Origin of the sequence: Chromobacterium paludis (assembly GCF_008275125.1) — a bacterium.
In the GTDB taxonomy this organism is placed as follows: Bacteria; Pseudomonadota; Gammaproteobacteria; order Burkholderiales; family Chromobacteriaceae; genus Chromobacterium; species Chromobacterium paludis.
This window is the reverse complement of sequence record NZ_CP043473.1, coordinates 427,192-439,582: the sequence shown is the minus strand read 5'-3', so window position 1 is coordinate 439,582 and position 12,391 is coordinate 427,192. Positions and strand designations below refer to the sequence as shown.

9 protein-coding genes are annotated in these 12,391 nt (G+C 62.1%); 5 read left to right on the top strand and 4 right to left on the bottom strand.

Translation table 11 applies throughout. The features are described from left to right. The first annotated feature begins 49 nt into the window (after positions 1 to 49). Entirely contained in the window at positions 50 to 697 is a 648-nt protein-coding gene (locus FYK34_RS02090) for a DedA family protein (RefSeq protein WP_149294836.1), read from the top strand. A 70-nt stretch (positions 698 to 767) separates the two neighbouring features. Next, positions 768 to 2,699: a DNA mismatch repair endonuclease MutL gene (mutL, locus tag FYK34_RS02085; protein WP_149294835.1), complete on the top strand. Its 1,932-nt coding sequence runs from the start codon at positions 768 to 770 to the stop codon at positions 2,697 to 2,699. A 24-nt stretch (positions 2,700 to 2,723) separates the two neighbouring features. On the opposite strand, the gene FYK34_RS02080 is transcribed toward mutL, so the two are convergent. From FYK34_RS02080 to FYK34_RS02065, 4 genes are all read right to left on the bottom strand, one after another. Further along, a complete protein-coding gene (locus tag FYK34_RS02080; RefSeq protein WP_149294834.1) occupies positions 2,724 to 4,118 on the bottom strand; it encodes a B12-binding domain-containing radical SAM protein in 1,395 nt (464 codons plus the stop codon). A 282-nt stretch (positions 4,119 to 4,400) separates the two neighbouring features. Continuing rightward, positions 4,401 to 5,690 (bottom strand): NAD(P)/FAD-dependent oxidoreductase, encoded by a 1,290-nt coding sequence (locus FYK34_RS02075; protein WP_149294833.1) that lies wholly within the window; start codon positions 5,688 to 5,690, stop codon positions 4,401 to 4,403. Positions 5,691 to 5,735: 45 nt separating this feature from the next. Next, complete coding sequence (locus FYK34_RS02070) at positions 5,736 to 6,869, bottom strand: ABC transporter ATP-binding protein (RefSeq protein ID WP_149299702.1); 1,134 nt, start codon at positions 6,867 to 6,869, stop codon at positions 5,736 to 5,738. Positions 6,870 to 7,301: 432 nt separating this feature from the next. After that, on the bottom strand, positions 7,302 to 9,128 hold the full coding sequence (locus tag FYK34_RS02065) for a GGDEF domain-containing protein (protein WP_149294832.1): 1,827 nt from the start codon (positions 9,126 to 9,128) through the stop codon (positions 7,302 to 7,304). 154 nt (positions 9,129 to 9,282) lie between these two features. Between FYK34_RS02065 and FYK34_RS02060 the strand changes: the two genes are divergently transcribed. The 3 genes from FYK34_RS02060 to sbcB all read left to right on the top strand — a co-directional run bounded on the left by FYK34_RS02060 (position 9,283) and on the right by sbcB (position 12,364). After that, entirely contained in the window at positions 9,283 to 10,071 is a 789-nt protein-coding gene (locus FYK34_RS02060; RefSeq protein ID WP_149294831.1) for an alpha/beta fold hydrolase, read from the top strand. Positions 10,072 to 10,098: 27 nt separating this feature from the next. After that, positions 10,099 to 10,887, top strand: a complete 789-nt coding sequence (locus FYK34_RS02055; RefSeq protein WP_149294830.1) for an enoyl-CoA hydratase-related protein — start codon at positions 10,099 to 10,101, stop codon at positions 10,885 to 10,887. A 67-nt stretch (positions 10,888 to 10,954) separates the two neighbouring features. After that, a complete protein-coding gene (gene sbcB / locus FYK34_RS02050; RefSeq protein WP_149294829.1) occupies positions 10,955 to 12,364 on the top strand; it encodes an exodeoxyribonuclease I in 1,410 nt (469 codons plus the stop codon). Positions 12,365 to 12,391: the final 27 nt, after the last annotated feature.

Below are 12,391 nucleotides of genomic sequence, written 5' to 3'. Positions count from 1 at the left end.
TTGCGCGCCCTTCGCTCAACCCGCAGTTCAACTACGCACGGAAGCCCTCATGGAAGTCCTGACATTCCTGATCGATTTCATTCTGCACATCGACACCCATCTGGCGCAGCTGGTGGCCAACTACGGTCCGTGGATCTACGCCATCCTGTTCCTGATCATCTTCTGCGAAACCGGCCTGGTGGTGACGCCTTTCCTGCCCGGCGACTCGCTGCTGTTCGTCGCCGGCGCGCTGGCCGCCATGGGGCAGATGGACGTGCACACGCTGACCGGCACGCTGATTGTGGCCGGCATCCTGGGCAACACCGCCAACTACACCATAGGCCGCTACCTGGGCAAGGCCCTGCTGCAGCGCTACCCGCGCCTGATCAAGCCCGAATACCTGGCCAAAACCCACGCTTTCTTCGAGCGCCACGGCGGCAAGACCATCATCTTCACCCGCTTCGCGCCCATTCTGCGCACCTTCGCGCCCTTCGTCGCCGGCATCGGCGCCATGGGCTACCGCCAATTCACCGTCTACAACGTGATCGGCGCGGTGCTGTGGGTGGCGGGCTTCGTCTACGCCGGCTACTTCTTCGGCAACCTGCCCTTCGTGCGCAAAAATCTGGAGCTGCTGGTGCTGGGCATCATCATCGTCTCCTTCCTGCCCGCCATCATCGAGTTCCTGCGCCATAAGCGCGGCGCGGCCGCCCGGCAGTAAATCCGTAGTAGAATCGACAAGGCCGCCCTCGCGCGGCCTTTCGTTTTTTGATACCACCGCGACGCCGCCCATGACACGCATCCAGAAGCTCCCCGACCACCTCGTCAATCAGATCGCCGCAGGCGAAGTGGTGGAACGCCCCGCCTCCGCGCTGAAGGAAATGCTGGAAAACAGCCTGGACGCCGGCGCGACGCGGGTCAGCGTGGACCTGGCCCAGGGCGGCATCAAGCTGATCCGGGTGACGGACAACGGGGGCGGCATCGCGGCCGATGACCTGCCTCTGGCGCTGGACCGCCACGCCACCAGCAAGATCGCCTCGCTGGACGATCTGGAGTCGGTGGCCACGCTGGGCTTCCGCGGCGAAGGATTGGCCAGCGTGGCGTCAGTCTCCCGGCTGACTTTGACCAGCCGGCCGCAGGACGCCGAGCACGCCCACCAGATCATCGCCATAGACGGCACGCTGCACCCGGTGGAGCCGGCCGCGCACCCGCACGGCACCAGCGTGGAAGTGGTGGACCTGTATTTCAACACCCCGGCGCGGCGCAAATTCCTGAAAAGCGAGAACACCGAATACGCGCACTGCGCGGCCACCTTCGAGCGCATCGCGCTGGCGCATCCGGAGGTGGAATTCCTGCTGCGCCACAACGGCAAAGTGGCATGGCGGCTGCCGGCGCAAAGCGCGGCGGACCGCGTGGCCGCACTGTTGGGCAAGGACTTCGTCGCCGCCGCCATCGCGCTGGACAGCCAGGCCGGCCCGCTGGCGCTGAGCGGCTTCGTCGCCTCGCCCACTTACTCCAAGGCCAGCCGCGACGCCCAGTATTTCTACGTCAACGGCCGCTTCGTGCGCGACAAGACCGCCCAGCACGCGCTGCGCCAGGCTTATCGCGACGTGCTGCACCACGACCGCCATCCGGCTTACGCGCTATTCTTCACCCTGGAGCCGTCCGGCGTGGACGTCAATGTGCACCCGACCAAGATCGAAGTGCGCTTCAGGGAAAGCCAGGCTGTGCACCAGTTCCTGTTCCACAGCGTGCACAAGGCGCTGGCCGGCACCACTGCCGGCGCCGCGCCGACAGTGCAAGTGGGCGGCTCAGCCGAGTCGACAACGCCAGACACGGCAATCGGGCTGAGCCGCGGCGAATCGGCCTCGCTGTTCGCGAGCGCCGCGCCCGCCGCGGCGCCTCGTCCGGCATCGTTCCACTCGCCCGCGCCGCAAGCCTTCCGCTACCAACAGCAGTCCATCCCGCTGAACGTGGCGCGCGAAGCGGTGGGCGTCTACGACAAGCTGTTCGGCGGCCTGCGCGAGGAAGAGCGCGCGCAGGCCGAACCAGAGGCAGGCTCGCCGCAAGCGCCGGCAACCACCCCCGCCCTGCCCCACCCCGCCGTGCTGGCCATGCCGGCCCACGACGAAAACGGCATCCCGCCGCTGGGCTTCGCGCTGGCCCAGCTGCACGGCGTCTACATTCTCAGCCAATGCGCCGAAGGTTTGATCCTGGTGGACATGCATGCCGCCCATGAGCGTATCGTCTACGAGCGGCTGAAAACCGCGCTGGAGACCGACACCATCCCGCTGCAGCCCTTGCTGCTGCCGGTATCGTTCGCCGCCGACCGCATGGAAGTGGCCACCGCCCACGAGCACGGCGAGGACATGAAAAAGCTGGGCGTGGAGCTGGCTCCACTGTCACCCACCCAGATCGCCGTGCGCGGCGTGCCGGTATGGCTGAAGGACGGCGATCCGGTGGAACTGGCGCGCGCGGTACTGAAAGACGTGCGCGAATTCGGCCTGACCCAGGTGCTGACCGAGCGCCGCAACGAGCTATTGGCCACCATGGCCTGCCACGGCGCGGTGCGCGCCAACCGCCAGCTGACCCTGCCGGAAATGAACGCGCTGCTGCGCGACATGGAAGCCACAGAGCGCTCCGGCCAGTGCAACCACGGCCGCCCCACCTGGACCCGGCTGACCATGCGCGATCTGGACAAGCTGTTCATGCGCGGGCAGTGAGCCATGCAAGCCTGTTGATGGAAATCATAAGGCACGCATATATTTGAAGCGCACATCAATGAAGCGTGTTCTCCACTCTCTTAAATCGTCGAGAGACATATTATATGGCTTTATTACACTGCCATCTTGATGTGCCCGCACTGGCTTTTTCCACAGATTTTGCACATCCACTCCACCAATAAATAAATCATCACGTAGACACTGATCAAAAACCGGTGTTCCTGGGAAGGGAATTAAGGTCCCCACCCAGTTTCTATCCAGTTGCAGCTCATCAATCATATCCATAGTTTCCTGCAAGGTTTCATTTGTATCTTCAGGAAATCCCATAATCCAGTTACCAGCCAAACTTACTCGATGCTTCTTCAAATCAGAAACCACTTGATAAATAGTATCGCGCTTCAACCCTTTTTTTATTACATCATTACGGATATAATCTGATCCGTGCTCAGGAGCCAATAGAGCAGAAGTCATTCCAGCCTCAACCATCGCATCGATAACATCGCCTCGCAGACTGTTCATGCCAAGCCCACCGGACGTAGTAAATTGAATATCCAAACCCCGGCGAATGATTTCTTGGCAAATCCCCAAAATATGCTTATTATCTATTGTCAGATTATCATCCATAAACGTGAAGAATCTCTGACCTTTTTCATTTACCAAATACTCCAACTCATCCACAAACCGCTTTGGCGAGCGACGCCGCAGTTTCCTCCCCTGCACCATATACATATCGCAGAAATTGCATCTAAACGGGCAGCCTCGCTCTGAAATTACTGGAACAACGTTCTTCAAAACATGCCCTTTGAAATTTGAATACCCAGTCAAATCCATCTCAAAGTCTGTAAAATCGACCAAATCCCATGCCTGCATTGGAAGATTCTCGTAATCTATCCACTCTCTTTCTTCATTTACTCTTATCACACCATTAGCATCTCGATATGCGAATGATTTTATTTTTGACAAATCCACAAGGTCATTCATTGCAATGCGATTAGCCAATTCAACCATCTGAGGCTCACCCTCGCCAAGCGCAATATAGTCAAACTCAGGGCAGTTTCTAAGAATTTCCCTTGGATAAGTAGTCGCATGAATGCCTCCAGTTACCACAGGCAAATGGGGAGCAACTTTTTTAACCTCAGCCGCATAACTCCAGGCCGTAGTCATGAAGCCGGAAAATAGAAATGATATAGCAACCAAACCAGGGTCAAATTGTGAAATTGCGCTAGCGATTTGATCTAAACAGTATTGATGTGGTTCCTCTTGCTCATGCACGCGCCTATTATTTAAATCAAGAAGCTTAGGTTCATGCCCAGCCTCTCTAAGCACAGCCGCCAAGCATAACAATGCTCCTGAAGGAAGAAAATCGGTGCGACGTTCTTGGGGAGCATCCAAATATGGAGTGATCAACAAAACTTTCATTGCACATTACCTCACAACAGGATTTTACTAGGCGGGAGTATTTCCACTTCAGCCCATAAGTAGAAAAATATGGCCGTATCGCGCAAAAAGTAGGAGGGCAGTTAAAGTATGAACATTTTCACCATTTAAAATCCACCATGCAAAATGCAAACATCCATCAAACAACTTGACATCTATGCGCAACAGTCCATGCATTCATTGATTTACATCATCAGCTTTTAGATAACTATATCGGACAAATTTCAGTCAACTTGACACGCCCCCCTCTAAACTGTCCAATCATTACAGATAATCCCGCATCCGGTAGTAAGCCATCCCCAACACCAGCGCCGGGGTGCGCAAGAGCTTGCCGCCGGGGAAGTCGCGGTGCTTGATCTTGGCGAACAGATCCAGCCGCGACGAGGTGCCGGCGATCGCCTCGGCCACCACCTTGCCGGCCAGGCCGGTGATGTTGACGCCGTGGCCGGAGAAGCCCTGCAGGTAATAGACATTGCCGGACAAGCGGCCAAAGTCCGGCGCGCGGTTGACGGTGATGTCGCAGAAGCCGCCCCAGGCGTAGTCGATGCGCGCGTCCGCCAGCTGCGGAAACACCCGCAGCATGTCGGCGCGCATGGCGCCGGCCAGGTCGCGCGGCTCGCGGCCGGAGTAGCTGACCTTGCCGCCGAACAGCAGCCGGTGGTCGGCCGACAAGCGGTAGTAATCCAGCACGAAATTGGTGTCGCACACCGCCATATTGTCGGCGATCAGCGCGCGGGCGCGCGCCTCGCCCAAGGGCTCGGTGGCGATGACATAGGTGCCGGCCGGCATGATGCGCCGCTCCAGCGCCGGCACCAGCGCGCCGATGTAGGAATTGCAGGCCAGCACCACTTGGCTGCAAGACACCACGCCCTGCTCGGTATGGACCTTGGGCGCCGCGCCCTGCTCCAGCCGCGTGGCCGGAGACTGCTCGTAAATGTCCACGCCGGCCGCCAGCGCCGCCCGGGCCAAACCCAGCGTGTAGTTCAAGGGATGCAGATGGCCGGAGCGCGGGTCGAACAGGCCGCCGACATAGCGCTCGCTATTCACTTTTTCGCGCAACTCGGCGCGGCCCCACAGCTGCTGGCCGCCGTAGCCGTAGCGCTGCTCGGCCTCGCGCTGCCAGTCCTCCAGGTCTTGCAGGTGGCGGGGCTTGACCGCCACGCTGACGTAGCCGCGCTGCCAGTCGCAGCGGATGTCATGCTTGCGCACCCGCTCGTCTATGATGTCCACCGCCTCCACCGACATGTCCCATAGGGCCTTGGCGGCCTCGTCGCCCAGCTGGGCGCGCAGGCCGTCTATATCGCTGGCGAAGCCGGCGATCACCTGGCCGCCGTTGCGGCCGGAAGCGCCGAAGCCCACTTGCGAGCCTTCCAGCAGGATCACCGAAAAGCCCTTCTCGCGCAGGTTCAGCGCCGCCGACAGGCCGGCCAGCCCGCCGCCCACCACGCACACGTCGCAACGCGCCTCGCCGCGCAAGGGAGGGCGCGGGTCCCAGGCGTGGGCGGTGGCGGCGTAATACGACGGCGGATGCGGCTGATGGGCAAAGCGCAGCATAAGGTCCCCTCATGGATAAAAGGCCCTGGGATGGGCCTGAAACGCTTACATGGTCAAGACGACGGGAGTGTCGGAACGCCAGCTGACATAAACCGGCTCGTCCCAGGTGGGGGCGGTCTCGTTGGCGTCGAACCAGCGCGACGACGGCACCACGGATTTGACGATCTTGCCGCTGGCCAGTTTCACGTGATAGACGGAGTAACTGCCCAGGTAAGCGATGTCCTGCACCGTGCCGGCGGCGCGGTTGGGGCCCGGCGGCAGCGCCTGCTTGTCCAGCCGCACGTCTTCCGGCCGCACGCTGGCCCAGACATGCATGCCTTTGGGCCCGGTGATGCCGTGGTCGATGCGGATCATGCCGCCCAATTCCTGCGAGTTGATTTCCACCAGGTCCGGCTCATCCACCACCACCGCGCCCTCGAACATATTGGTCTCGCCGATGAATTCGGCGGTGAAGCGGCAGTTCGGGTATTCGTAGATCTCGGTCGGCGTGCCCACCTGCAGCAGCTTGCCCTCGCTCATGATGCCGATGCGGCTGGACATGGTCATGGCCTCTTCCTGATCGTGCGTCACCATGATGCAGGTCACGCCCACCGCCTCGATGGTGTTGACCAGCTCCAGCTGCGTCTGCTGCCTGAGCTTCTTGTCCAGCGCGCCCAGCGGTTCGTCCAGCAACAGCAGCTTGGGACGCTTCACCAGGCTGCGCGCCAGGGCCACGCGCTGCTGCTGGCCGCCGGACAGCTGGTGCGGCTTGCGGCCGGCGTACTTGCGCATCTGCACCAGGTCCAGCATCTTGGCCACCCGCTCCGCGATCTCGTCCCGGGGCACGCCATCCTGCTTCAGGCCAAAAGCCACGTTCTGCTCCACCGTCATGTGCGGAAACAGCGCGTAGTTCTGGAACATCATATTGACCGGCCGCTCGTAAGGCCGCAGGCCCTGCATGTCCTGCCCGTCCAGGATGATGCGGCCGGATGTGGGCGTTTCCATGCCGGCAAGCATGCGCAGCAGAGTGGACTTGCCGCAGCCGGAGCTGCCCAGCAGGGCGAAGATTTCGTTCCGGCGAATGTCCAGGTCGATATGGTCCACCGCCAGGTGGTCGCCGAACTTCTTCACCACCCCTGATATCCGCAGATAGGCCGCGTCCGCGGCGGCGGTCACGCTGGCCGCGCCGCGCGCGGGCATGGCTGCTACTTGTTGAGTGGCCACGATGGCTTCCGACATGATCTGACTCCCTCCGGCTCGGCGCCGCTTGTGTTGAGCGCATGCTGCGATGAAGAGGGAAGCCCTGAGCGGCCTCCCCCGGGATGAAACCCGCTTAGCGACGGACTGCCTGCACGAGGCCCCAGGCAGCGCGCTGCACGAAAAGATTAAACGAAGAATAGCCCGAGCGGGAAGGTGCAGACAGCCGCGATGACGCGGATAGGACAGCAAAGCCTGCCATGGTGTCTCCTCTTGTCTCGCTGCGTCGGCTTGCGCAGCTTTTGGCACAGCCTATGCCACGTTTAATAAATTTGACAAGAGCGACAGCAAGACCGCGGGTGGCGCCGGCTGCGGCTTGTCGCTTACAAGCCGCAGACCAGTCGGATACGGGTCATGGCGTCAGTGGAAAAGGCGTCACTCCGGCTGCGCGGCAGCCTGCGGGCGATCGTCGTGCTCCGCCTTGGCCGGCTGCCGGCGTTCGACAAACAGGCTATTGCCCGGAATCTTCTTGGCCTGTTTCTTGGCGTCGGCGGTTACCGCGCCGATCTCGTGGTGGCTCAGATACTGGCTAGGCCTGACCTTGACCACGCCCAGCGACAGTGTGGTCAAAGTCAGAAAGCTGGTTTCGCCGCAGCGGGTCACCACTTCGAAACCGCCGGCGGCGCGATGCGACTCGGAGAAATGCGGCGCGGCCTGCTCGCCAAACGCCGCCAGCATGCGGCGCAGCCTGTCCTCCCAGTCTTCAGACTGCATCAGCACCACAAAGTCGTCCCCGCCGACATGGCCGACGAAATCGCGCGCCGGGTCGGCGTGCTCCAGCAGCAGCTGCGCCACCAGTTCAATCAGGTTGTCGCCGGCGGCGTAGCCGTATAAATCGTTAAACGGCTTGAAATGGTCCAGGTCGGCATAGGCCACCACAAACGGCGTCTGCATGCCCAGCAAGCGATCTATCGTCTCGTTGATCGGCACATTGCCAGGCAGACCGGTCAGCGGGTTGGCGTAACGCGCGGCGGACAATTGCAGCTCGGTGATCTTGCGCATCAGCGCAAAGCCGGTGCCCATGCCCAGATAACGCCCGTTTTCGGTGATGATGAAGCCATCCACCAGGTAGCGCTGTTCCGCCGCCACCACCAGGCTGGACAGTTCCTGCACATTGATGTCGGCGTTCACCACCAGCGGTTGCTTGTCCATCATCAGGTGGCAGGGCTTCTTGCCATACAGCTCGCGGTTGAAAGGCTTGGCGAAGCTTTCCAGCAAGTGATGGCGACGCAGCAGGCCCACCGGCACGCCATCCTCCACCACCGGAATGGCGAAACAGTCCGGATGGTCGGCAAAGCGGCGGTAGGCGGCTTCGTTGGGCACGCGCGACTCCATCGGCGCCACCTCCATCAGCAGGTCGCGCGCCAGCGGCTGGATGCGCAGGCCCTGGCGGCGGCCGCCGGCCCAAGGCAATGTATCGTGCTGCAGCGGCAGCTCCAGCACCGGGCTGGCCTGCGGCCGCGCCAACAGATAACCCTGGCCGTAACGCACGCCCAACCGGCACAGGGTGCGCAGCTCCGCCGCGGACTCTATGCCTTCCGCCACCAAGAGCGCGCCGGACTGGCGCGAAATGTCCACCATGGAACGGACGAACTGCTCCTTCAGCGGATCCAGGTGGATGTTCTGCACGAAGTGCTTGTCCAGCTTGACGAAATCGGGCCGCAGCTCGGACCACAGACGTAGATTGGAAAATCCTTCGCCCAAATCATCCAGCGCGATGCGCAGGCCACCCTGGCGGCAGCCGTTGGTCACCTCGCGCAGGGCCAGGTAGCCGCCGTTGGGACGCGTCTCGGTCAGTTCCAGAATGATGCGCTGGGTATCAAGCCCGATCTGATGAAAAAAGGACAGAATGGAGGCGGGGCGCGAGCCCTGCACCAGCAGGGTTTCCGGGCTGGTATTCACGAACAGCAGCCCAGGCAGGCCCAATTCGGCGAAGCGTTCGGCGCAGGCGCGCAGGCAGGCCTGATCCAGCGCCAGCAGCATCTGGCAGCGCTCGGCCGCCTCGAACAGCATCATGGGAGAGTGCAGCATGCTGTCGGATGGGCCGCGGATCAGGCCCTCGTACCCCAGAATGGTCCCGGACTCCAGATCGACAATCGGCTGGAACACCGGCTGCAGCCTGCGCTGGCCGATGATTTCTTCCAGCTCGTGGCACCAGCCCGCCAGCCCTTCTTGCAGGACCGGCTCGACGCAAGTTTGCATGATTTTCTTAAACAGATGGATTTCCTTAATCCTCGTTAATCTAAAACAAAATAATGTCACTTCGATTACATAATCCATTTGCATGATGACGCTATTCAGTCAGCGTCTCGCAGTTCTAAAATGAAAGTGCAACCGTCAGCCACAGGAGCCTGCCATGCCTTACGCCCAGATCGCCGGACACCGGGCCTATTACGAGGAGAGCGGACAAGGCGCGCAGCCGCTGTTGCTGTTGAACGGCATCACCATGTCCACCGTAGGCTGGACACTGATGCAGCCGGCGCTGGAGCAGCACTTCCGCTTGCTGCGCCTGGATTTTTTGGGCCAGGGCCAGACGGACCACCCCGACGCGGCGCTTTACCAACTGGGCGAACAAGCCGATCTGGCCTGCGGGCTGCTGGACTGGCTGGGCATAGACCAGGCTTACGTGGTAGGTTTGTCTTACGGCGGCATGGTGGCCCAGCACCTGGCGCATCGCCATCCCGGGCGCCTGTCGCGCCTGATGCTGGCCGGCACCCTGGCCTGGGCCGATAGCGTGAACCACCATATCGGCGACAGCTGGATCGCCGCCCACGAGCAGGGCGGACTGGACCTGCGCTACCAGGTCAGCATTCCCTGGTTGTTCTCCAGCCGCTTCCTGGCCGCCAACGCGGCGATGCTGGACGACCTGAAAATGCTGGCCAGCCTGGTGGACTGGGACGCGGTGGTCAGGCTGATCGAAGGCGTCAAGCTGCACGACGCCCGCACCTGGCTGCCGCAGCTGCAACTCCCCGTCCATATCCTGGTCGGAGACGAAGACCGCCTGACGCCGCTATACCAGGCTCGTCTGCTGCATGAGCTGATTCCCGGCGCCGAGTTGGAAGTCCTGCCCGACGCCGGCCATGTGCTGCATATCGAATCCGCCGAGGCCTTTGCGCGCGGCATCATCCGTTTCGGCTCGCGCTGAAACGGCCACGAATCAAGGGGATACGCGATGAACGCTGAAGCCGTGCTGTTGAACGTTGACAAACAGGGCGTCGCCACGGTGACGCTGAACCGCCCCGACCTGCACAATGCGCTGGACGACGAAGCCATCAGCCTGCTGGCCGCCATGCTGGAGACCCTGGCGGAAGACAACACCGTGCGCGCCGTGGTGCTGACCGGCAGCGGCATCAGCTTTTCCGCCGGCTACGATCCGGACTGGCTGCGCCGCCTTTCCCACTTCTCCGCCAATGAGCTCAACCGCTTCGCCCAGCAAAACGCGCGCCTGCTGCACACGCTGGACACCCTGCCCAAGCCGACGTTGGCGCGGGTGCAAGGCTCCGCCTTCGGCCTGGGCATGGCCCTGGTCTCCTGTTGCGACATCGCCATCGGCGTATCGGAAGCGCTGTTCAGCCTGTCCGACGTCCGCTTCGGCCAGATTCCGGCATTGGCCATGCCCTATATGATCCGCTCCATCGGCGAGCGCGCCACGCGCCGCTACAGCATCACCGCCGAGCGCTTCAACGCCGGCAAGGCCAAACGGCTGGGCTTGCTCCATCAGGTGGTGGAAAACGACGAACTGAACGCCGCCGTCCAGCACATGCAGGGACAGCTGCTGCTGAACGGCCCTTCCGCCATGCGCGCCGCCAAGCATCTGGTGGGCGAAATCGGCCATCTGGACATCACCCCTCAGGTGATACAGCGCTGCATCGAACACAGCCTGACCGTGCGCATGAGCGACGAAGGCCGGGAAGGCATACAAGCGCTGATCGACATGCGCAAGCCCGCCTGGCTGGAATAAGGCGCGGCTGGCCCGACAGGCCGGGTCGATGCGACAATAGCGCGCATCGACCTCCCCGCTCAGCCCCATGTCCCAACACACTTTTTTCTGGCACGACTACGAAACCTTCGGCGCCGTGCCGCGCCGCGACCGGCCGTCGCAGTTCGCCGGCATCCGCACCGATGCCGAACTCAATGAAATCGGCGAACCGGTCATGCTGTACTGCCGCCCCGCCCCCGACTACGTGCCCACGTTGCAAGCCACGCTGCTGACCGGCATCACGCCCCAGCGCTGCCTGGAACACGGCGTGGCGGAACACGAGTTCGCCGGCGTGATAGAACGCGAGCTGGCCACCCCGGCCACCATAGGCGTCGGCTACAACTCGCTGCGCTTCGACGACGAAGTCACGCGTTTCCTGTTCTGGCGGAATTTGATCGATCCTTACGCCCGCGAATGGCAAAATCACTGCGGCCGTTGGGACCTGCTGGACCTGGTGCGCGCCACCTACGCGCTGCGGCCGGACGGCATCGTCTGGCCGCAACACGAGGACGGCCGCGTCAGCTTCAAGCTGGAACACCTGTCCGCCGCCAATGGCCTGGCCCACGAGGCCGCGCATGACGCCTTGTCCGACGTGCGCGCCACCATCGCGCTGGCGCGCCTGATCCGCAACAGACAACCCAAGCTGTTCGATTATTACCTGAGCCTGCGCAAGAAGGACGCGGTCAAGGTGCAGCTCTCCTTGCATGACCCCAAACCGGTGCTGCACGTCTCGGGCATGTATGGCGTGGAGCGCGGCAACCTGGCCCTGGTTTGGCCGCTGGCGGCCCACCCTACCAATGCCAACGAAGTCATCGTCTGGGATCTGGCCCATGATCCGGCAGAGCTTCGCGGCCTCTCCGCCGAAGACATCCGCCTGCGCCTGTTCAGCCGCGCCGAAGCGTTGCCGGAAGGCATGCAACGGCTGCCGATCAAGACCATCCATATCAATAAGTCGCCATTCGTCGTTGCCAATCTCAAGGTGCTCAGCGATGAAATGGCAACGCGCTGGGGACTGGATCTGGCGGCGCAGTTCCGCCACGCCGAGGCCGCGCGGGATTTGCCCGATCTGTCCGCGCTATGGCGCAGGGTCTACCAGCGTGAAGCGAACGAGCCGCAAGACGTGGACGAAAACCTGTACGGCGGCTTCGTCTCCAACAACGACCGCAAGGTGCTGCAAAAGATGCGCAGGCTGTCCGCTCCCCAGCTGGCAGGAGAAATGGCCCTGTTCGAAGACCCGCAATTGGCCGAACTGCTGTTCCGCTACCGCGCGCGCAATTTCCCGGACACCCTGTCCCGCAATGAGACGCAACGTTGGCAACACTGGTGCCAAGCCAGGCGCGCCGCCGCCATGCCAGCGTTTCTGCACGAAATGGACGAGTTGAAACAGGCCGGCCTATCCCTGGAGCAGCAGGCTTTGCTGGACCAGGTGGCCGACTACGTCTCCCGCCTGCCAGGCTAGCCCGCCGCACGGCGCGGCACTCCGCCG

What these genes read in the sequence shown, in the direction of transcription:
- FYK34_RS02070 (WP_149299702.1), bottom strand. Translation starts at nt 6,869, where the DNA reads ATGCCCGCGCGCGGCGCGGCCAGCGTGACCGCCGCCGCGGACGCGGCC.
- FYK34_RS02060 (WP_149294831.1), top strand. Translation starts at nt 9,283, where the DNA reads ATGCCTTACGCCCAGATCGCCGGACACCGGGCCTATTACGAGGAGAGC.
- sbcB (WP_149294829.1), top strand. Translation starts at nt 10,955, where the DNA reads ATGTCCCAACACACTTTTTTCTGGCACGACTACGAAACCTTCGGCGCC.
- mutL (WP_149294835.1), top strand. Translation starts at nt 768, where the DNA reads ATGACACGCATCCAGAAGCTCCCCGACCACCTCGTCAATCAGATCGCC.
- FYK34_RS02075 (WP_149294833.1), bottom strand. Translation starts at nt 5,690, where the DNA reads ATGCTGCGCTTTGCCCATCAGCCGCATCCGCCGTCGTATTACGCCGCC.
- FYK34_RS02090 (WP_149294836.1), top strand. Translation starts at nt 50, where the DNA reads ATGGAAGTCCTGACATTCCTGATCGATTTCATTCTGCACATCGACACC.
- FYK34_RS02065 (WP_149294832.1), bottom strand. Translation starts at nt 9,128, where the DNA reads ATGCAAACTTGCGTCGAGCCGGTCCTGCAAGAAGGGCTGGCGGGCTGG.
- FYK34_RS02080 (WP_149294834.1), bottom strand. Translation starts at nt 4,118, where the DNA reads ATGAAAGTTTTGTTGATCACTCCATATTTGGATGCTCCCCAAGAACGT.
- FYK34_RS02055 (WP_149294830.1), top strand. Translation starts at nt 10,099, where the DNA reads ATGAACGCTGAAGCCGTGCTGTTGAACGTTGACAAACAGGGCGTCGCC.